This window comes from Variovorax ginsengisoli, assembly GCF_030811835.1.
GTDB lineage: Bacteria > Pseudomonadota > Gammaproteobacteria > Burkholderiales > Burkholderiaceae_C > Variovorax > Variovorax ginsengisoli_C.
Genome location: NZ_JAUSRO010000004.1, coordinates 250,883 through 270,140, shown reverse-complemented (window position 1 = coordinate 270,140; position 19,258 = coordinate 250,883). Strand labels below are relative to the sequence as shown.

General features: G+C 66.6%; 17 protein-coding genes. 10 read left to right on the top strand and 7 right to left on the bottom strand.

Annotated features, from left to right (window positions below):
• Positions 1-39: 39 nt before the first annotated feature.
• The 3 genes from J2W36_RS07475 to J2W36_RS07465 form a co-directional block, all read right to left on the bottom strand.
• Positions 40-2,199, bottom strand: a complete 2,160-nt coding sequence (locus tag J2W36_RS07475; RefSeq protein WP_307689068.1) for a putative bifunctional diguanylate cyclase/phosphodiesterase — start codon at positions 2,197-2,199, stop codon at positions 40-42.
• A 157-nt stretch (positions 2,200-2,356) separates the two neighbouring features.
• On the bottom strand, positions 2,357-2,575 hold the full coding sequence (locus J2W36_RS07470) for a hypothetical protein (protein ID WP_307689067.1): 219 nt from the start codon (positions 2,573-2,575) through the stop codon (positions 2,357-2,359).
• Positions 2,576-2,615: 40 nt separating this feature from the next.
• Positions 2,616-3,734 carry a M14 family metallopeptidase gene (locus tag J2W36_RS07465; protein ID WP_307689066.1) on the bottom strand — a complete coding sequence of 373 codons (1,119 nt, stop codon included), beginning with the start codon at positions 3,732-3,734 and terminating at the stop codon, positions 2,616-2,618.
• 157 nt (positions 3,735-3,891) lie between these two features.
• Here J2W36_RS07465 and J2W36_RS07460 point away from each other — a divergent pair, with 157 nt between their 5' ends.
• Entirely contained in the window at positions 3,892-5,262 is a 1,371-nt protein-coding gene (locus J2W36_RS07460; protein WP_307689065.1) for a sigma-70 family RNA polymerase sigma factor, read from the top strand.
• Between the two features lie 129 nt (positions 5,263-5,391).
• Entirely contained in the window at positions 5,392-7,782 is a 2,391-nt protein-coding gene (locus tag J2W36_RS07455; protein WP_307689064.1) for a TonB-dependent siderophore receptor, read from the top strand.
• Positions 7,783-7,802: 20 nt separating this feature from the next.
• On the opposite strand, the gene J2W36_RS07450 is transcribed toward J2W36_RS07455, so the two are convergent.
• Entirely contained in the window at positions 7,803-8,195 is a 393-nt protein-coding gene (locus J2W36_RS07450; RefSeq protein WP_307689063.1) for a hypothetical protein, read from the bottom strand.
• A gap of 122 nt (positions 8,196-8,317) precedes the next feature.
• On the opposite strand from J2W36_RS07450, the gene J2W36_RS07445 reads away from it, so the two are divergent.
• From J2W36_RS07445 to J2W36_RS07430, 4 genes are all read left to right on the top strand, one after another.
• Positions 8,318-8,980: an alpha/beta hydrolase gene (locus J2W36_RS07445; protein WP_307689062.1), complete on the top strand. Its 663-nt coding sequence runs from the start codon at positions 8,318-8,320 to the stop codon at positions 8,978-8,980.
• Positions 8,981-9,065: 85 nt separating this feature from the next.
• On the top strand, positions 9,066-10,622 hold the full coding sequence (gene gshA / locus J2W36_RS07440) for a glutamate--cysteine ligase (protein WP_307689061.1): 1,557 nt from the start codon (positions 9,066-9,068) through the stop codon (positions 10,620-10,622).
• Positions 10,623-10,801: 179 nt separating this feature from the next.
• Positions 10,802-11,194: a response regulator gene (locus J2W36_RS07435; protein WP_307689060.1), complete on the top strand. Its 393-nt coding sequence runs from the start codon at positions 10,802-10,804 to the stop codon at positions 11,192-11,194.
• Positions 11,195-11,299: 105 nt separating this feature from the next.
• Entirely contained in the window at positions 11,300-12,220 is a 921-nt protein-coding gene (locus J2W36_RS07430) for an SDR family oxidoreductase (RefSeq protein ID WP_307689059.1), read from the top strand.
• Here J2W36_RS07430 and J2W36_RS07425 read toward each other — a convergent pair whose 3' ends face one another.
• Both J2W36_RS07425 and J2W36_RS07420 read right to left on the bottom strand, forming a co-directional pair.
• Positions 12,221-14,425 carry a hypothetical protein gene (locus tag J2W36_RS07425; RefSeq protein ID WP_307689058.1) on the bottom strand — a complete coding sequence of 735 codons (2,205 nt, stop codon included), beginning with the start codon at positions 14,423-14,425 and terminating at the stop codon, positions 12,221-12,223.
• Between the two features lie 15 nt (positions 14,426-14,440).
• A complete protein-coding gene (locus J2W36_RS07420) occupies positions 14,441-14,806 on the bottom strand; it encodes an HPF/RaiA family ribosome-associated protein (protein WP_307689057.1) in 366 nt (121 codons plus the stop codon).
• 238 nt (positions 14,807-15,044) lie between these two features.
• On the opposite strand from J2W36_RS07420, the gene J2W36_RS07415 reads away from it, so the two are divergent.
• Both J2W36_RS07415 and J2W36_RS07410 read left to right on the top strand, forming a co-directional pair.
• Positions 15,045-15,281, top strand: coding sequence for a hypothetical protein (locus J2W36_RS07415; RefSeq protein WP_307689056.1), 237 nt, complete (start codon positions 15,045-15,047; stop codon positions 15,279-15,281).
• A gap of 114 nt (positions 15,282-15,395) precedes the next feature.
• A complete protein-coding gene (locus tag J2W36_RS07410; RefSeq protein WP_307689055.1) occupies positions 15,396-16,259 on the top strand; it encodes a D-amino acid aminotransferase in 864 nt (287 codons plus the stop codon).
• Between the two features lie 53 nt (positions 16,260-16,312).
• Here the strand turns inward: J2W36_RS07410 and J2W36_RS07405 are convergent, their stop codons facing one another.
• Positions 16,313-16,741, bottom strand: a complete 429-nt coding sequence (locus J2W36_RS07405) for a CBS domain-containing protein (protein ID WP_307689054.1) — start codon at positions 16,739-16,741, stop codon at positions 16,313-16,315.
• 166 nt (positions 16,742-16,907) lie between these two features.
• Here J2W36_RS07405 and ylqF point away from each other — a divergent pair, with 166 nt between their 5' ends.
• Positions 16,908-17,873 carry a ribosome biogenesis GTPase YlqF gene (ylqF, locus tag J2W36_RS07400; RefSeq protein ID WP_307689053.1) on the top strand — a complete coding sequence of 322 codons (966 nt, stop codon included), beginning with the start codon at positions 16,908-16,910 and terminating at the stop codon, positions 17,871-17,873.
• 146 nt (positions 17,874-18,019) lie between these two features.
• Positions 18,020-19,219, top strand: a complete 1,200-nt coding sequence (locus J2W36_RS07395) for an ABC transporter substrate-binding protein (protein WP_307689052.1) — start codon at positions 18,020-18,022, stop codon at positions 19,217-19,219.
• The last annotated feature ends 39 nt before the right edge of the window (positions 19,220-19,258 follow it).

Here is a 19,258-nt window from a genome sequence, read left to right as displayed (position 1 = left end):
CGACCCGGTCCCAGCCCGGCCTCCCACCTGCCGGCCCGCTCAGGCCGCCAGGAGGCGGGGCGAGGGCGCGAAACCTCCGTCGAGCGACCATCGCATCACGTCGGCTGCCGGCATTGCCTTGGCGAACAGAAAGCCCTGGAGTTCATCACACCCCATGGCCAAGAGGATGGCGCGCTGGGCCTCGGTCTCCACCCCTTCGGCCACCACGCTCAAGCCCAACGCGTGTGCCAGGCGCACCACGGCCTCGACCACCGCGCGCGCGTCCTCCTGCGTTTCCAGCTCCTGGACGAAGCTGCGGTCGATCTTGAGCTGGCGGGCGGGCAACTGCCGCAGCTGGCTCAGACTCGAATAACCGGTGCCGAAGTCATCGATCGACAGGTACACGCCGATGCGCGCCAGCCCTTCGAAGGTGCGACGCGTGGCACCGATGTCTTCCATCGCCACCGATTCGGTGATTTCGCACAGCAGTTGCGACGCCGGCACCCCATGGCGGCGCAGCGCATCGGCCAGCCGGTCGGCCAGGCCGCTTTCGCGCAACTGCAGCACCGACAGGTTGACCGCCACGCGCAGTGGCATGCCTTCGCGCTGCCACGCGGCCATCTGGCGGCAGGCTTCCTCGATGACCCAGTCGCCCAGGCGCACGATCAGCCCGAAGCGCTCGGCCAGGCCGATGAAGCTTATCGGGCCGATCATCCCGCGCTCCGGATGGTTCCAGCGCACCAGCGCTTCGACTCCGCTGATGCGTTGTGTGCGCCCGTCGATCTTCGGCTGGTAGTGCAGCACGAATTGTTCGCGGTCGAGCGCCTTGCGCAGGTCGCTCTGGAGTTCGAGCTGTGCGCCGGCATCGCCGCCCATGTGCGAGGCGAACACGGCATAGTTGCCGCCGCCCGCGCGCTTGGCTGCATACATGGCTGCATCGGCATGGGCCACCAGCTTGTCGGCTTCACCCTGGTCGGGATGCAGCACGATGCCGATCGAGCATGCGATCTGCAGTTCGCGGCCAGACACGAAGAATGGCCGCGCCAGCGCACGCAGCACCTGGTTGGCGACCGCCACGCAGTCGCCCAGGTCGTTCACCCCTTCGAGCAGCAGCAGGAATTCGTCGCCGCCGACCCGGGCCACGGTATCGCTCGCGCGCGCTTCCTCCTGAAGGCGCCTGGCTGCCGCGCACAGGATTTCGTCGCCTGCCGAATGGCCGAAGGAGTCGTTGATCGGCTTGAAGCCGTCGAGATCCACGAACAGCACCGCCAGACGCTCTTCCACGCGCAGTGCGTTGGCGCGCGCCAGGCGCGTGAGCGCGTGGCTCAACCGATCTTCGAAGAGCAGGCGGTTGGGCAGCTTGGTGAGCGGGTCCGAGAAGGCGCGCTGATGCAGTTCCTCGTTGGCCAACTGCAACTGCAGGTTCGATTCATGCAACGAATGCGCCAGTTTCTGGGCAACGATCTGCAGGCGTGCTTCCAGCAGCGAGGTCAGGAGCGTGCCGAGCAGCAGCGTGAATGCGGCGGCCGCCACGAATGCCGTGAAGCCGTTGCCACCCAGTGCGTTGGCGCTCAGGCAGATGGCACCGGCGGGAAACTGCGCTGCGGCCATGCCGCTGTAGTGCATGCCGCAAATGGCCACGCCCATCACCAGCGCTGCCAGCAACTGGGCGACGAGCCGCCGCTCGTCGGTCACGAGCAGGATGAAACGAAAGATCAGCAGCGCGGTGGCCGAGGCGGCGACAGCGATGACGCCCGACAGCGCCACCGTCGGCAGGTGCCAGACGATACCCGGCGAAATGTCGAGTGCCATCATGCCGATGTAGTGCATGCCGCAAATGCCAGCGCCCATGACCAGCGAGCCCGGCAGCACCGCGCGCAGGTTGTAGGTGCGCAAGTTGTAAGCGTGCAGGCTCGACAGCCACAGCGCGAGGCCGGAAGCCACCGCGGCCGCGATCCACGACAGGAAAGTCAGCGCCGGTGTGAAGCCCAGGGGGATGGGCAGGGAGAAACCAAGCATGCCGATGAAGTGCATCGACCAGATGCCGGTGCCCAGCACCAGCGAGCCTGCAGCCCACCAACCCAGGGCGAAGCCGCCGTTGGCACGGCGCAGCCGGCGCGACATGTCGAGTGCCACATAGGACGCGAACATGGCGATTGCGACCGACGCGGCCACGGCCCACGGGTGGTGGGAGGAAGTAAGGAAGGTCTGATCTGGCATGGTCGCGCTCGACAGGTAGGCCTTGGAAAAGGCACTACGGGTGGGGCGCGAACGCAGTCACGCATGCTGCGCCAGCTGGCAGCTATATTAATAGCAAAGTTCTAAATCGCTGTAGGTCGAAGGCTATAGCGGGGTGCGCCGCAGGCGACTGTGTGTGTCAGCTGCGCGGCCGCTTGCTGCGCTGGACCAGTGCCAGGACGATCAATGCAGCGCCGAGCACCAGCGCGAACCAGCCGACCAGGTAAGCGCCCGCGACCATGTCGTACCAGCGGGACGACTGCAGGAAGCGTGGGCTGATCAGCACGACCAGACCGATGACGACGCAGAGCACGCCGCGTTCGAGGATGCGAGGTCCCCGGGAGGGTTGGAAAGCCATGCGTGCAAGTGTACCGGCGCCCAGCCTCCGGCCCCCGCGCTCAGGCAGCGGCTTGCAGTCCGAGCAGCGTCTGCAGCAGCACCGTGCGGGTTTGCCCGAGCACCATGCCCTTCCATTCGTCGTTGTCGCAGTAGAAGGCGTCGCGCAGTGCCGCGCGGATGGCCAGATGCTGCGCTTCGGGTGCCTCGGGGTGGCGGTGCAGCCAGTGGTCGGCACGCAGGCGTCGTTGCACCTCGAGGTCTGGCAGGGTGCCGAACTCCAGGCCCATCAGCGTCACGCTGGCGTGCGGGCATTCGTCGTAGGCGGTGCTGACCACGGGGCCGGTCACGTCGGCGGATGCTGAAACGCCGTCGAAGGGGGCGAACACGTCGGCGCCCCACCAGGCGCGTGCCCGCTTCATGTCGGCCGCATCGTTGCGCCCTGGGTAGATCTTCTCGCCATGGCCGTAGGGCCCCAGGCCGGTGTGGATGTCGATCCACGCCACATGGCGGGCCTTCGCGCCGTACCTGCGCAGGATCGTGCGCATGGTGCGGTTGCTCCACGAGGGGGCCTGGCCGCCATAGAAGATGCCGTCGGGCACCGCGTATTGGCCCCCGCTGATGGCCGCGCGGTACGCCGGCAGGCCGTGCGTGGCGATGTACGCAGCCAGGGCCGATTCGTCGGCCGGTGTCGGTGGCCAGGTGGCGGGCAATACGAACGGCTCGACGTCGGCGTAGGCCGCATTGACGGGCAGCGGCGCGCTGAAATCGATGCAGTTGCGGTTCAGGTCGATGTTGTCTTCGTTGGTGCGACGCAGGTGAGAGAAGCCATGCGGGTTGATCGCATGTACCAGCAGCAGGCCGATACCGGCCTGAGCCAGGCGTGCACGCAGGTCGGCATCCGCCAGCGTGGCGGCCTGGCAGCCCGAGCCGGCGAAGCCCTCGGGGCCGTGCGTTGCGGAACTGACGATCAGGAGCTTGTCGGCATCGGGCATGCCGAGATAGGCCACGTCGGTGGCCAGCACCTCGCCGACCGCGCCCAGTTCGGGATGAATGAAGGACTCGACATGGGCATCGTGGAGCGCTGCGGCATCCAGGAATTTGCGACGGGCTTCGGCATAGCTGCCGGAAAAACAGCGCGCGGCGTGGCTGCTGAGGGCGTGTGGCGAGGAGAAGGACATGGACAGGGGCAGGGGCAGGGGCAGGTTGGGAAGGTGGACGTTAGGCCCTCGCCCGACCTTGCGCAAGGTCGTATGCATGAAGGATGCCGTGAGAATGCGATCCATTCTCGTTTGTTATGCTTGACTCCCTTTTTCAGCATCGACCCGCCCCCTCCGAATGAGTCCTGAAGCCACCGCCCGGTCGCCCCTGCTGGAGAGCTTTCGCCTGAGCTACCGGGACCTGCTGCGCTATCTGGCGCACCGCACCGGTTCGGCCGACGATGCCCGCGACCTGGCGCACGACACCTGGCTGAAGCTGGCCGAACTCGCGCAGCAGGGCGCCTTGCCGTCGATGACCGAGGGCAGCGAAGCGCGCGCCTATCTGTTTGCCGTGGCGCGAAACCTGTGCATCGACCGGCAGCGTCGCGACCAGGTCGCGCACCGTCATGCGCAGGCGCACCCGGGCAGTGAAGCAGGTGGGCCCGATGCCACCGAAGCCTTGATGTACCGCCAGGCGGTGACCGCGATCGAGGCGGCGCTGGCGGGCCTGCCCGAACGGCCGCGCCAGGTCTTCCTGCGCCACCGCGTGCATGGCGAGGACCAGTCGGCGCTTGCGGCGGAATATGGCGTGTCGCGCAACATGATCGAGCGCGACATGATCCGCGCCATGGATCTCGTGCAGGCGGCCATGGAGCGGTGGCATGCGAGTTCGATCGCGAACGCTGTTCCAGCCACCCCGGCCGCACCGACGATGGCGATGCGACGCGGCGGCCGGCGGCGTTCGCTGGCCGCGCTGCTGGGTGTGGCAGGCCTCACGGCGGGACTGGGCGGATGGCAATGGTGGCGGGTTGCGGTGCCGCAATGGCAGGAACTCGTGTCGACCGGCCTGGGGCGTTCGCTGCGCCGGGTGCTGCCGGACGGCAGCGTCATGACGCTGGATGCGCGCACCCAGGTGCGGGCGGCGTACGACGCGGCAGACCGCCGGGTGCGGCTGATGGCAGGCGCTGTCTTTCTGGAGGTGGTGCGCGATGCCCGCCGGCCGTTCGTGGTCGATGTGCCTGGCGAACGCGCGGCAGACGGCAGCGGGCCGACCGTGCGCATCACGGTGCTGGGCACGCGTTTCGGCGTCGATCGCCTGTCCGGCAAGGCGGTCGACGTGCAGGTCGAGTCGGGTCGCGTCCGTGTCGATGTGCTCGATGCGGCGGGTCGGGTGCAGGGCACACAGACATTGCATGACGGTGAAGCGCTGCGTGTGTTTCCCGGTGCCGCGGGTGGGGCTTTTGCGCGGATGGCGCTGGCCACCGAGGCGGCCGCGTGGCGGCACGGCATGCTGGCGCTGTCCGACATGCCGCTCGATGACGCCGTTGCGCGACTCGAACGGTATCTGCCGCGGCCCGTGGCGGTCGATGCGCGCGTGGCCGGCCTGCGCCTGTCGGGCCAGGTGCGCATCGCGCAGGCCGAGGATTTTCTGCGCGCATTGCCGGACATCCTTCCCGTTCGCTCGACCCTCGAAGCCGGGCGCTGGGCCATCGGTCCCCGCAAGGACTGAATCGGCAGCCTCGGCCGCCCCGCAGGGCCCCACTTTTTTCGCCTCGATGTGCACCTTCCCGTTCAGGAAATGCCGGGCCTGGCCCGTTGTAGCCAGAAGTCCCTTTCTTCACCGAGGCCCTGAACACCCATGCACCGCTTTCCCCGTCCGTCGACCTGCCTTCTGCGGCACGGCGCCGCTGCCACCGCAGTGGCCCTTTTCGCCCTGCCGCTGGCCGCCCAGGTCGACACGGCCGCCACCGCGGCCCACTTCGACATTCCGGCCCAACCCCTGCCTTCGGCGCTGGCCCTGTTTGCCCGGCAGGCCGGTGCACAGATCGTTTTCGCTGCCGGCCTGGCCGACGGCCTGCGCGGCAACGCGGTCACGGGCCGGCGCCATGTGGACGAGGCGCTGGCCGATCTGGTGCGCGGCAGCGGACTGCGCGCACGGCGCAGCGGTGCGACGCTCACGCTCGAACCCGTGCCCGCGGGCGCAGGCGTCACCACGCTGACCGAAGTCACCGTGTCCGCGGACGGCATGGAAGCCAGCGCGACCAGCCCGGTCAACGGCTACATCGCACGCCGCAGCGGGACCGCGCTGAAGACCGACACACCGCTGCGAGAGACACCGCAGTCCGTCACGGTCGTCGGTGCGCAGGAGATGTCGGCGCGCAAGACCGACTCGCTGGCCGATGCCCTGGGCTACGCCAACAGCATCGTCAGCCAGCCCGCCGGCTTTTCGCGCGTGGCCGACGACTACAGCATTCGCGGCTTCGATGCCGGCGGCCGCACCGGCAGCGTGCTGCGCGACGGCATGAAGCTTCAGGCCACGCAGTTCGATGGCGGCCAGGAGCCCTATGGCCTGGAGCGGGTCGAACTGCTGCGGGGGCCGTCGTCCGTGCTCTACGGCCAGATGTCGCCCGGCGGCCTGGTGAACACGGTGAGCAAACGCCCGACGGCCGAGCCGCTGCACGAGATCGTGCTGGAGGCCGGCAGCCACGACCGCCGGCAGATCGCCACCGACCATGCCGGCGCGCTGAGTGCGGATGGCAGCCTGTCGTACCGCCTGACGGCGCTGGTGCGCGAGAGCGGCACTCAGTTGGCCGAGGTGAACGATGACAAGCGCTACATCGCGCCCGCGCTGACTTGGCGCCCCGATGCCAGCACCTCCTTTACCGTGCTGGCGAGCGAGCAACGCATCGACACGAAATTCGTGGCCCCCATGGCCTATGACAGCACGATCTACAGCCGCACGGCCGGCCTGAAGATTCCGTATACCCTGTTCACGGGGGAGCCCGGCTTCGACCGGTACGAGGGCAAGATGACGACCGTCGGCTACCTGCTGGAAAAAAGCTTTGCCGGCGGCCCCAAGCTGCGTCACGGGCTGCGTCGCTACGTCGCCGACGTGCGTTACAGCTACCTCACGCCGGGTGCGGTGACGCGGGGCAATCTGGCGCGCCGTTATGACGCACGCGACGACGAATCCACGGCCATGACCAGCGACACCAGCCTCGAATGGCAACTGGGCAGCGGTCGCTGGCAGCACACGGTGCTGGCGGGCTTCGACATCTACCGCAAGGACTACGACGGCCAACGTTTCTCTGGCACCGCGCCGATGCTCAACTTGGCCAACCCGGTGTATGGCCGGCTGCCGGTGGTGAGCGGGGCCAACAGCGGATCGCGGCAGGTGAGTACGCAAAGCGGCGTTTACCTGCAAGACCAGGTTCGCTTGGACGAGCGCTGGGTGATGGTGCTCGGCGGACGCTACGATTGGTCCGACAGCCGTACCGACGCCTACGCCACCGGCGTGCGAACGGCGCAGGACGATCGCAAGTTCTCCGGGCGCGTCGGCCTGGTCCGGCTGTTCGACAACGGGCTGGCGCCCTATGCGAGCTTCAGCCAGTCCTTCTTCCCGGCCAGCGGCACCGACCGTTTCGGCGCGCCCTTCCAACCCGTGCTGGGCGAGCAGTACGAGGTGGGTGTGCGCTACCAGCCGACGGACGGGCGCACGTCGCTGAGCGCGGCCATCTACCAACTCGAACAGAAGAACGTGCTGACTGAAGACTTGGTCGACAGCCGCTTCGACGTGCAGACCGGCAAGGTCCGTTCGCGCGGCCTTGAAGTCGAAGCTCGCTTTTCACCTCTGCGCGCGCTGAGCGTGATGGCGTCCTACAACTACACGGATGCACGTACCGTCGCGGACAACGATCCCACCCTGGTCGGCCAGCGCACCGTCGGCGTGCCGCGACACACAGCCTCGGTCTGGGCCGACTATCAACTGGCCGCGCTCGGCCTGAACCGTGCCCGCATCGCCGCGGGCCTGCGCCACGTCGGCCCGCTGGTCACCGCCACATCGGCGTCGGCCCGCCAGACCCAGGGGTACACGGTCATGGACCTGTTGCTGTCCTATCAGATCGATGCCCACTGGCAGGCCAGCCTGAAGGTGCAGAACCTGACCAACAAGCGCTATGTGCACTGTCTGTCCACCTGCCGCTACGGCGACGAGCGCAACGCCGTGGTCACGGTGGCTTACCGTTGGTAGGCCGCGAGGGCGGGAATCTGTCAATCCGCTGCGCGGCCCAGCAGGCGCCCCGCGATCGGTGCCACCTCTTCCTCGTCGCGAACGGCAGCAAGCAGTGACGGGCCGTCGGCCGCAAAGGCGGCCACTGCAATTGCCTTCTTGGGGCACAGGCCCAGGCAGGTGGTCTGCACTATGCGCAGCCGCAGGCGCGCACCGCCCAGTGCGCGCTTGAAGGGCTGTTGCAGGTCCTTGGCCTTGAGCTTGGCCGGCCCGCTGCTTCGCTTCTGGCACTGCTTGCAGATCAGGACGGCGCCGGTGTAGCGCGTCTTGACGAAGGGCGCTTTTTCCTTGCCTGGTGTCGCAGGCGTGGCCGCAGGCCGATCCGTGGCGGGATCGGCGACGGGGCGGGCGGGGAGGAGGACGTTGTCGGTCATGGGATGGTTTGGGAATGGTTTTCGTGGAATGTGCACACCAGGGTAGGCGCGCAGATGGCGCGTCCGTGTCGGCCGTCTGCGCTAAGGTGGAGGTCCGCGCACCCTTTTTTCCAGGTTTTTCCATGTCACTCGCTCCCATCGAAATAGAGACCGCCCCCCAACCCACCGCCTCCGTCATCGTGATGCACGGCCTCGGCGCCGATGGCAACGACTTCGTGCCGATCGCCCGTGAGCTCGACCTGTCCAGCGTGGGGCCGGTGCGCTTCGTGTTTCCGAACGCGCCCCACATCCCGGTGACGATCAATGGCGGCCGCCCGATGCCCGCCTGGTACGACATCATGCTGCCCGACCTCACGCGGCGTGAGGACGAGGCCGGCCTGCGCCGTTCGCAGGCCGTCATCGAGGGGCTGATTGCCCATGAGAAGGCGCGCGGCATTCCCGCACACCGGATCGTGATCGCAGGCTTTTCGCAAGGCTGTGCGATGGCGCTGATGACTGGCCTGCGTCACGGCGAGCGCCTGGCCGGCATCGTCGGCCTGTCGGGCTATCTGCCGCTGGCGGCCACGCTCGCTGCCGAGCGCCATGCCGCCAACCACGACACCCCGGTGTTCCTGGCACATGGCACCCACGACAACGTGGTCGTTCTGGCGCGCGCCACGGCGACGCGCGATGCGCTGCAGGCGCTCGGACATGCAGTGGAATGGCACGAGTACCCGATGCAGCACTCGGTCTGCATCGAGGAAATCGCTGACCTGAACGCCTTTTTGCTGCGCGTGCTTTCCTAGCGCAACGCCGAGTCTCCCCGCGCCAGCAGTCGCCACGCAGCCGTGATAACTTCCACGCCCACAAAGATCGATGGGACCAATAAAAATGAACAAACTGCTCGAGCGGCTGGGCGCACTGGGACCGGAACGCCTCAAAGGGGTGCGTCGGGGGATCGAGAAGGAAAGCCTGCGTGCGCAACCCGGCGGGCAGCTGGCGTTGACGCCGCATCCCGCGGCGCTCGGCTCGGCGCTGACGCATCCGCACATCACCACCGACTTCAGCGAGTCGCAGCTCGAACTCATCACCGGCGTGCATGCCGGGGTGGACGCCGCGTTGGAGGAGCTGGTGCAGGTGCATCAGTACACCTACCGCGTGCTGGCACAGGCTGGCGATGAGCGCCTGTGGGTGTCGAGCATGCCGTGCGGCCTGCCCACCGATGAGACCATTCCACTCGGACGCTATGGCTCGTCGAACGTCGGGCGCGCCAAGAGCGTCTACCGCATGGGCCTGGCGCACCGTTACGGGCGCCGTATGCAGACCATCTCGGGCATTCACTACAACTGGTCGCTGCCCGGCGTGTCCAGCGAACAGTACTTTGCGCTGATCCGCAACTTCCGCCGCCACGCGTTCCTGCTGCTGTACCTTTTTGGCGCGTCGCCCGCGCTGTGTTCGAGCTTCGTGGCGAATCGGTCGCACGAACTCCAGCCGCTGGGCGAAAGCACCATGCACATGCCGTTCGGCACGTCCTTGCGCATGGGGCGGCTGGGCTACCAGAGCGAAGCGCAGGCGTCGCTCAAGGTCAGCTACAACAGCCTTGAAGGCTATGGCGCTTCGCTTCAGGACGCGCTCACGCGGCCCTGGCCGGCCTACGAGGCCATCGGCATCCAGAATCCGGGCGGCGACTACAACCAACTGGGCACCACGCTGCTGCAGATCGAGAACGAGTTCTACGGCACGATCCGGCCCAAGCGCGTCATCTACCCCGGCGAACGTCCGCTGCATGCGCTGCGCGAGCGCGGTGTCGAGTACGTCGAAGTGCGGCTGATGGATCTGGACCCGTTCGAGCCTGTCGGCATCAATGCACAGACCATGCGCTTTCTCGACGTCTTCCTGATGCATTGCCTGCTGAGCGACAGCCCTGACGACACGCCCCAGGAAATCACGGAACTCGCGCACAACCAGCACCTGACGGCTGCGCGCGGCCGTGAACCCGGCCTGCGCCTGCAGCGCGCCGGCAAGGAAGTCACGCTCACCGAATGGGGGGGCGACCTGGTTGCCCAGTGCGCGCCGATTGCGGCGGCTCTGGATGCCGCCCACGGTGGCACTTTGTATGGCGACGCCGTGCGCGGCGCGGCGGCGTCGCTGGACAATCCCGCCAGCCTGCCGTCGGCCCGCGTGCTCGCTGCCATGGCAGCGTCACACGACGACGCGTTCGTGGGCTTTGTGCGCGCCCGTTCCGAGGCCACGCGCCAGTCGTTGCTCGACCTGCCGTTTTCACCCGAAATGCAGGCGCATTTCGAAGCCGCGACCGCCGAGTCGGTGGAGGCGCAAAAGAAGATCGAAGCCGCCGACACGCTGCCTTTCGAGGTGTACCGCCAACAGTACGTGTCACCGACCCGGCTGGGCATCGGGCAACGCCAACGGGTGGCAGTCACGACCTGAAGGGCACCGGCGGGGTGGCGACGCCGACACCCCAACCGTCGCCACCCGGCGGCACGGGTAGGTGGACGCCTACCCGCATTGGCCTGCATGGCCCACCCTGCAGGCACGGACGGCCGCCATGATGTGCGCATCGAGTGGATTTCGCTCGCTTACACATACGGATCACCTTGAACCACACTATGCCTTTCAAGACCTATCTGGTGGAAGACAACGCGGTGATTCGGGAGAACCTGGTGAGTTTTCTCGAAGACGTCGCCGATGCCCAGGTCATCGCCCATGCCACCACCGAAACTGAAGCGGTCACCTGGCTCGGCGACCACCGTGACTGTTGGGACCTTGCCATCGTGGATCTGTTCCTGGCCCAGGGCAATGGCTTCGGCGTGATCCAGGCTTGCCGCAACCGCAAGCATCACCAGAAGGTGGTGGTGCTCAGCAACTACGCAACGCCGGACATGCGCGAGCGCTCGCGTGCCCTGGGAGCAGATGCGTTCTTCGACAAGTCCGCGGAAATCGATCTCCTCGTGCAGTACTGCGAGTCGGTGGGCGGCGCAGGCGGCGGCACCAGCCACTGACGGGGCAGCGCGACGGTCGCCTGCGCGGCTGCCGGACGCACGCTTCTGGGTTAAAACGCACGCGGTGTTTTTTCAACCGTCCGTTCATCCCAAGGAAGCCAAAAAATGAGCCGTATCGATTTCAAGGGCCGCGTCGCGATCGTCACCGGTGCAGGGGGCGGTCTGGGTCGCCAGCATGCGCTGGCACTGGCGCGCCGGGGTGCCAAGGTGCTCGTCAATGATCTGGGCGGCACGCGCGATGGCTCCGGCGGGTCGGTCAGTGCGGCGCAGGCGGTGGTCGACGAGATCCGCGCGGCAGGCGGCGAGGCATTGGCCAACGGTGCCTCCGTCACCGACGCTGCGGCAGTGCAGGCGATGGTGCAGCAGGCGGTCGACGCCTGGGGCCGGGTCGACGTGCTCATCAATAACGCAGGCATTCTGCGCGACAAGAGCTTCACCAAGATGGAGCTTGCCGATTTTCAGTTGGTCGTCGACGTGCACCTGATGGGCGCCGTGAATTGCACCAAGGCCGTCTGGCCCTTCATGAATGCGCAGAAATACGGGCGTATCGTGATGACCACATCGTCCTCCGGCCTGTACGGCAATTTCGGGCAGAGCAACTACGGTGCGGCCAAGATGGCGCTGGTGGGTTTGATGCAGACCCTGAGCATCGAAGGCGCCAAGAACGACATCCGCGTGAACTGCCTGGCGCCGACGGCGGCCACCCGCATGACCGAAGATCTGATGCCCCAGGAGGTGCTCCAAGCGCTGAAGCCCGAAGCGGTCGTGCCAGCCATGCTGGTGCTCGCGGGCGAAGACGCGCCTACACGCACCATTCTTTGTGCGGGCGCAGGCACGTTCGAGGCGGCCCACATCACGCTGACGCGCGGCGCCTTCATCGGCCTGGGCGACGATGCACCCGAGCAACTCGCCGCGCGCCTGGCCGAAGTGACGGGCCGCGCGGATGACCAGGTGCCTCAGAGTGGCGCCGCACAAGGCACCAACGAAGTCGGTCAGGCGATGGCGGCGGCGCGGGCCGCACGCTGATCAGGCCGCTGGCACCACCAGCGCCGACGGCGTGTGCTGCAAGCGCACGGGCAGGTACCCGTCGAGCCAGTTCATGCGCCACGCCAGTACGGCCAGCGCAACGATCAGCACCGCGGCGGCGATGACGCCTGCCTTGCCGTGCCGCTCGGCGAACGGATCGTTGAGCAGCCGCCGCGAATTCGGCGGAATGTGCGCGGTCTGGGAGAGCGACCCGCCCAGCTGCACATTGATGCGCATCCGGCCGTTGATGGCCCAGCCGCTCGCGTCCAGGATCGGCCCCAGGCTGCGCTGGCGCAGCTTCAGCCAGGCGACGAGCATGCTGGGGCCCGAGATCGCCATCACGATGCCCACGAGCGCGATCGGAATCCACTGCCCGAGATCGATGAACTTGCTGAAGATGCCGACCATCACGGCGCTGATGCTGCCCAGCGCCACGCCGATGGCAGCCACGGTGCCCACGTCGAAACGTCCGGGGATCTTGACCGGTGGTGTCGCCGCCTTGCCCGGCTGTGCCGCCACGCCGGCCTTGTCGGCGGTGGTCAGCGTGGTGGCCAGGTTGCCGAGCGAGCCCTGCGCGGCTGTGTCGCTGGCGGCCGCACGCTTGGCCACCTGCTCCTCGATCACGCGCAGGAACTTCTTGTAGGGCGAGAAGAAGGCCTGCGACACGCTCGTGGGGTTTTCGATCACCTTGGTGATGGTTGCGTCCCAGTCGCGGCCCTGGCGGTCGTAGAACACGCCGTTGCGCCCGATGAACAGGAAGTCCACGTCGCCCGCCGTGAACGCCGCGACGATGGTCATGGTCTTGCCTTCGCGGGTGCACAGGCAATAGGCCAGGTAAGCCTTGGCCAGCCCCGCCAGTGGCGCGTGTTTGGCCGCATCGGCCACCTGCACAGCCAGCTCGCAGCTTCGGCCGTCCAGGTAAAGGGTGCCAGCCTGGAAGATCGCGCCTTCGCGCCGGTAGAACTCCTTGAACGAAACGAAGTTGTGCAGCAGGTGCACCAGGTCGCGCTTGAGGCGGATCAGCTTTTCCAGTTCGACGATGCGCGCGTTGTGCGGCTCGATGCGTTCGTCTTCCTCGATGAGCGCCATCACCGCCTGCTGCTGGGTGAGCGCCTGCGTGATCTGCAGGAGTTGCGTGGTGGACCCGGTGCCCAGCGGCGTGTCGGGCCGGGCATCGAGCCAGCGCTGGCAGGGTGCGACACGCTGCTTGAGTGCGTGCCAGTCGGCTTCGGAGAGTGCGTCGACGTGGTCGCCCAGGAGCGGTCGGACCGCGTCGCGGTGCAGGGCTTGCACGGCGTCGGCCCAGGCGGGGTTGACGCCGTGGGCCAGCGGCAGGCGCCGGTCCGCGGCAATGGGTGCGAGGGGCAGCCCTGCGATGCTGGCGGCCTGCAGATGCAGGTCCTGTGCGCCCAGCGCTTCATAGTCCTCCTTGGACGGATTCATGGCGTCGATGGCACGTGGATCGTAGGCGGCCACCCGGCAGCGTGCAAAGAAGTCGTCGACCTTCGCACGCACGGTGTTCACGGCCTGCGCAGCGGCCAGGGTGTCGCCATCCAGGGGCAGGGCGCCTTCGGACTGCGAGGCCGCGGCGCCGGCCTGCCAGTCCGAGAGCGACTGCGCAGCCTTGAAGAATGCTTCGGCACGGTGCCGATCGATGCCCAACTTGCCGTTGCGATCGGGCACGCCGCCCAGGCTCTTGATGATCTGTTCCACCACGGCACGGGTGGCCGGGTCCTCGGCGGTGTCGGGCGTGATGACGCCGTCGCCGTTGAACCGCATGGCTGCGAGCAGCGCGCTGCGGTCGGTGACGTCGGCGAGCGTCAGCGTGTCCGCTTCGGGCTTGCCGCGAACGTCGAGGATACGGCGTGCTTCGTCTGCAAGCGACGCACCCGGACCCTGGCCCGGCGCCATCGACGCCAGGGCGATCGTGTCCCCGCCCTGCAGCAGTTCGTCGGGGTCGCGCAACTGGGCGCAGACCCACTCGCAGGCGGCGATGATTTCAGGAGGCCGCACCCGGCCGTCATGGTCGGTGTCGATCAGGTCCAGCGTGCGGGTGTCGAACTCAATGCCGCGTGTGGGGCAGGCCAGCGCGACCCACAGCTTTTGGTCGAGCTCCCGGATGTGCGCGATGTCTGCGCCATTGCGGATCAGGAGCTGATCGACGCCTCCCGCACGGAAAAATTGCCAACTGTGCTTGTCTGCCATGCGTGTAGGGACCCTTCAGTCCGGGTCGGCCAGTGCGCCGTCGTCCCTGCGGATCGACTCGCGGTCGCGATGCTTGGCCTGTTTGCCCAGGGCGCTGTCCAGCGCGCGCTTGAGCTTGTCCGCCGCGCCACGGAAGGCCTCATCCACGCCATCGGCATGGTGCGTGACGGCGATCGGCTGCAGATGCGCCATGCGGGCCTCGATGAGGCAGCGCTTGTCCTTTTCCCCTGCCGCGGCATGGTTTTCGTCGCTCAGATGCACTTCGACGCGGGTGACGTCGTTGGCGAAACGCGCCAGCTGCTGGCGCAGCTCGGTGTCCGCCCAACGGTCCAGCCCTTCCTTGTTCTCGATGCCGTTGCTGGTGTTCAATTGAATCTGCATGCGATGTGCCTTTGCTTTCTTCGGTTGACGATGCCCTCACTATGCATCCATTGGGCGAGCCTGCTCGTAGGCGTGGGGGCAACATGCGTGAGGCGTGTTGCCCGACACTCGCGGCCGTTGCGCATGCGCGCGGATGCGCACAGCATTCAAGCTGTGTGGCCTACACGCGAGACGCAACGAGGCCCATATGCTGTGCAGCGTGCCGCTTGGCACACGCAAAATCTCAGGAAATGAAAACATGAAAAAGCTGCTTCTTGCTCTGGCCTTCACTGCTGTTTCAGCCACCGCCCTGGCGCAGCCCACGCGCGACGGCCCGCCGCCACAGGGCCCGCGGATGGAGCGCCACGTTGACCGCGAGCGCGCCAACACGATGCGCCCCGTGCAGCGCCATGACCGTCATGGCAAGCGCAAAGTCTGGGTGCCGACGCATCGGGAACACGGCCGCGTCGTACGCGGCCACTACGTCTGGCGCTGACCCTCGCTGACCCTCGCTGGCCGCCCAGTGACCGCCCAGGCGCGGATGTCGCGCCCGTGGTGAGCCGGGTGGCAGTTGCGGGACAATCCAGTCATCTCTCCTGGATCTCTCTGCATGCACGCTCTGCCGACCACCCTGTGTTATCTCAACGGCGCCTACACGCCCCTCAACGAAGCCAAGATTTCCGTTCTGGACCGCGGCTTCATCTTCGGCGACGGCATCTACGATGTCGTCCCGGTTTATGCGCGCAAGCTGTTTCGGCTCGACGCGCATCTGGCGCGCCTCGAACGCAGCCTGGCGAGCCTGCGCATCGTCAACCCGCACACCCGCGAGGAATGGATTGAGCGCTGCCGCAAGCTGATCGCCTCCCAACCCGCCGAAGACCAGATGATCTACATCCAGGTCTCGCGCGGTGTGGCGGTGCGCGACCATGTCATGACAACGGACGTCACGCCCACCGTGTTCATCATGGCCACGCCGATGAAGCCCGTTTCGCAGGTGCAGTTGGCCGATGGCGTGCGCTGCATCAGCGCCAACGATTTCCGCTGGGAACGCGCGGATATCAAAAGCACGTCGCTGCTGGGCAATGTGTTGGCGCGCCAGATGTCGGCCGACGTCGGCGCGACGGAAACCATTCTGTTTCGAAACGGCTTGCTGACCGAAGCATCCTCGTCCAACGTGTGGGTGGTGCGTGACGGCACGGTGTATGGCGCACCCAAAAGCGCGCATGTGCTCGAGGGAATCCGTTACGACCTGCTGGCCGAACTGTGTGCGGTGGAAGGCATTGCGTTTGTCCTGCGCCCGATCGCCGAGGCGGAAGTGCGCACGGCCGACGAGTTGATGCTCAGTTCCGCGAGCAAGGAAGTGCTTCCGGTCACGCAACTCGACGGCAAGCCCATCGGGTCCGGCGAGCCCGGCCCGGTGTTCCAACGCCTGCACGCGGCCTACCAGCGCGCGAAGGCCGAACAGTCGGTCTGAAGCAGTCGCTGGAGAAATCGGCGTCCGGCCTCTGCGGGGCCGGTGTGCGGGATTCAGCTCTGGATGTAGGTGGTGAGCTGTTCGATGGTCTGTTCGTGGTCGGCGATGATGTCGTCCATCAGGTCGCGGATCGACAACAGGCCGATCACTTTGTCGCCATCGACCACCGGCAGGTGGCGAATGCGCTTCTGGCTCATGAGCGTCATGCATTCGCGGGTGGTGGCAGTGGGTTTGACCGTCAGCACATTGGGCGTCATGATCTCCGAGACCTTGACCTCGCGCGAATTGCGGCCTTGCAGGGCGATCTTGCGCGTGTAGTCGCGCTCGGAGAACATGCCCACCAGCTGGCCCTGGGTCATGACCATCAGCGCGCCGACTTCGAAGCGGGCCAATGCCTGCAGCGCGTCGAAAACAGCGACACCGGGCTCGGTGCGCCATGCGGCGGAGTCGCGGCGCTTGAGCAGTTCGGAAACGGGTTTCATCGGAGCCCTCCGGCAAGTGGTTGATGCAGCCCGGCACGGGCCGCGACCGAATCATCATAGAACCTGCGGCCGGCATCGAAAAGCACCAATTCATTCAAATGTCGAGGGGGAACCCGCAGCGCCCCGACAATGCACACCCTCCCCAGTCTCCCAAGAAAGAAAGCGAATGGCCATTCAATGGTTCCCCGGTCACATGCACCTGACCCAGAAGGCCATTGCCGAACGGATCAAGGACATCGACGTCGTGATCGAGCTGCTCGATGCGCGCCTGCCCGGCTCCAGTGCCAACCCGATGCTCGCGCAGCTCACCGGGCACAAGCCGGGCCTGAAGGTCCTCAACAAGCAGGACCTGGCCGACCCGGCCTGCACGGCCGAATGGCTGGCGCACTACAACGCGCTGCCCGACACCCGTGCGATCGGCCTGGACGCCAGCCTGACCACCCCGGCACGCCAGTTGGTCGACGCCTGCCATGCACTGTCGCCCAACCGTGGCGGCCTGGCCAAGCCGATGCGGGTGCTGATCTGCGGCATTCCGAATGTGGGCAAGTCGACCCTGATCAACACGCTCAGCGGCACGCGCAAGGCCAAGACGGGCGACGAGGCCGGCATCACCAAGCTGGAGCAGCGCATCACGCTGGCCGACGACTTCTATCTCTGGGACACGCCCGGCATGCTGTGGCCGCGCATCATCGTGGCCAAGAGCGGCTACAACCTGGCCGCCAGCGGCGCCGTGGGCCGCAATGCCTTCGACGAGGAAGAGGTCGCGCTGGAACTGCTCGACTACCTCAAGCAGCACTATGCGGGACTGGTCGAGGCGCGCTTCAAGCTGGCGTCCGACCCGGCCGACATCGCTGCCATGAAGGACGAGGAGCTGCTCGAAGCCATCGGCCGCAAACGGGGCGCGTTGCTGGGCAAGGGGCGCATCAATCTGCAGAAGGCGGCCGAGATCGTGATGCACACCTTCCGCGACGGCAGCATGGGGCGCATCACGCTGGAGCGGCCTGCGGAGTTCGCGCAGTGGCTGGCCGAAGGGCAGAAGGTCGACGCCGAGCGGCTCGAGAAAAAGGCCACCAGCAAGGTCAAGCGCTCGCCCAAGTTGCGACGGGCGGCCCCGCCTTCCGAGGCCCCCTGATGCGGTCCTGACGCAGTCCTTACGCGGCGCACCAAAGTGCGCCCCGAATCGCTAGGGTTGTCACTCTCTGCAAGCTCCATCGTTGGTTATATGTTCGTCGGATGACTTTGCTGTCATTCAGATCACAACCGTTGGAGATCATCCTCATGCAGTTCCCGTTCAAGCGCCTGGCCGTAGCCGGCCTCATCGCAGTTTCCGCCGCTGCCTTTGCAGCCGACCCCATCAAGATTGGCGTGGACGGCCCGTTCACGGGCGGTTCGTCTTCCATGGGGGTGAGCATGCGCGACGGCGTGCGTCTGGCCACCGACGAGATCAACAAGGCCGGCGGCGTGCTGGGCCGCCAGATCCAGCTGGTGGAGCGCGACGACGAAGCCAAGAACGAGCGTGGCGTGCAGATTGCGCAGGAATTCATCAACAAGGAAAAAGTCGTGGCCGTGGTGGGCTACATCAATACCGGCGTGGCGCTCGCGTCGCAGCGCTTCTTCCAGGAAGCGAAGATTCCGGTGCTCAACAACGTGGCGACGGGCTCGGTCATCACGCACCAGTTCGACAAGGAACCTGAGAACTACATCTTCCGCAATGCGGCGCACGACAGCATCCAGGCGCCGATGATCGTGGAGGAGGCCGTGGGCCGCCGCGGCTACAAGAAGGTCGCGATCCTGGCCGACTCCACCAACTACGGCCAGCTCGGCCGCGAGGATCTGGAAAAGGCGCTCAAGGCCAAGGGCATCACGCCGGTGGCCGTCGAGAAGTTCAACATCAAGGACGTCGACATGACGGCCCAGCTGCTCAAGGCCAAGGAAGCCGGCGCAGAGGCCATCCTGACCTATGGCATCGGCCCTGAACTCGCGCAGATCGCCAACGGCATGACCAAGCTGGGCTGGAAGGTGCCGATGATCGGCAGCTGGACGCTCGCCATGGCCAACTTCATCGACAACGCCGGCCCCGGCGGCGATGGTGCGCGCATGCCGCAGACCTTCATCCAGGAGCCGACCACGCCCAAGCGCAAGGCTTTCATCGACAACTTCGTGAAGACCTTCAAGCCGAAGAACAACCGCATGGATTCGCCGGTGTCGGCGGCACAGGGCTACGACTCGATCTACCTGCTGGCTGCGGCCATCAAGCAGGCCAACAGCACCGAGGGACCGAAGATCAAGGCCGCGCTGGAAGACCTGAGCACCCCGGTCGAAGGCGTGGTGACGACCTACAACAAGCCGTTCTCCAAGACCGACCATGACGCCATCACCTCCAACATCCCGGTGTTCGGCGAAGTGAAGGCCGGCCGCGTGGTGTTTGCGAACGCCGACGACCAGAAGAGCGCCGACAAGGTTCGCGTCAAGCAGTAAGCCGCAGTGAGCGCGCCGCCCCGGGGGTTGCTCCCGTGG

Excerpts from the sequence above, each read along its gene's own strand:
- J2W36_RS07475 (WP_307689068.1), bottom strand. The coding sequence starts at position 2,199 with ATGCCAGATCAGACCTTCCTTACTTCCTCCCACCACCCGTGGGCCGTG.
- J2W36_RS07470 (WP_307689067.1), bottom strand. The coding sequence starts at position 2,575 with ATGGCTTTCCAACCCTCCCGGGGACCTCGCATCCTCGAACGCGGCGTG.
- J2W36_RS07465 (WP_307689066.1), bottom strand. The coding sequence starts at position 3,734 with ATGTCCTTCTCCTCGCCACACGCCCTCAGCAGCCACGCCGCGCGCTGT.
- J2W36_RS07460 (WP_307689065.1), top strand. The coding sequence starts at position 3,892 with ATGAGTCCTGAAGCCACCGCCCGGTCGCCCCTGCTGGAGAGCTTTCGC.
- J2W36_RS07455 (WP_307689064.1), top strand. The coding sequence starts at position 5,392 with ATGCACCGCTTTCCCCGTCCGTCGACCTGCCTTCTGCGGCACGGCGCC.
- J2W36_RS07450 (WP_307689063.1), bottom strand. The coding sequence starts at position 8,195 with ATGACCGACAACGTCCTCCTCCCCGCCCGCCCCGTCGCCGATCCCGCC.
- J2W36_RS07445 (WP_307689062.1), top strand. The coding sequence starts at position 8,318 with ATGTCACTCGCTCCCATCGAAATAGAGACCGCCCCCCAACCCACCGCC.
- gshA (WP_307689061.1), top strand. The coding sequence starts at position 9,066 with ATGAACAAACTGCTCGAGCGGCTGGGCGCACTGGGACCGGAACGCCTC.
- J2W36_RS07435 (WP_307689060.1), top strand. The coding sequence starts at position 10,802 with ATGCCTTTCAAGACCTATCTGGTGGAAGACAACGCGGTGATTCGGGAG.
- J2W36_RS07430 (WP_307689059.1), top strand. The coding sequence starts at position 11,300 with ATGAGCCGTATCGATTTCAAGGGCCGCGTCGCGATCGTCACCGGTGCA.
- J2W36_RS07425 (WP_307689058.1), bottom strand. The coding sequence starts at position 14,425 with ATGGCAGACAAGCACAGTTGGCAATTTTTCCGTGCGGGAGGCGTCGAT.
- J2W36_RS07420 (WP_307689057.1), bottom strand. The coding sequence starts at position 14,806 with ATGCAGATTCAATTGAACACCAGCAACGGCATCGAGAACAAGGAAGGG.
- J2W36_RS07415 (WP_307689056.1), top strand. The coding sequence starts at position 15,045 with ATGAAAAAGCTGCTTCTTGCTCTGGCCTTCACTGCTGTTTCAGCCACC.
- J2W36_RS07410 (WP_307689055.1), top strand. The coding sequence starts at position 15,396 with ATGCACGCTCTGCCGACCACCCTGTGTTATCTCAACGGCGCCTACACG.
- J2W36_RS07405 (WP_307689054.1), bottom strand. The coding sequence starts at position 16,741 with ATGAAACCCGTTTCCGAACTGCTCAAGCGCCGCGACTCCGCCGCATGG.
- ylqF (WP_307689053.1), top strand. The coding sequence starts at position 16,908 with ATGGCCATTCAATGGTTCCCCGGTCACATGCACCTGACCCAGAAGGCC.
- J2W36_RS07395 (WP_307689052.1), top strand. The coding sequence starts at position 18,020 with ATGCAGTTCCCGTTCAAGCGCCTGGCCGTAGCCGGCCTCATCGCAGTT.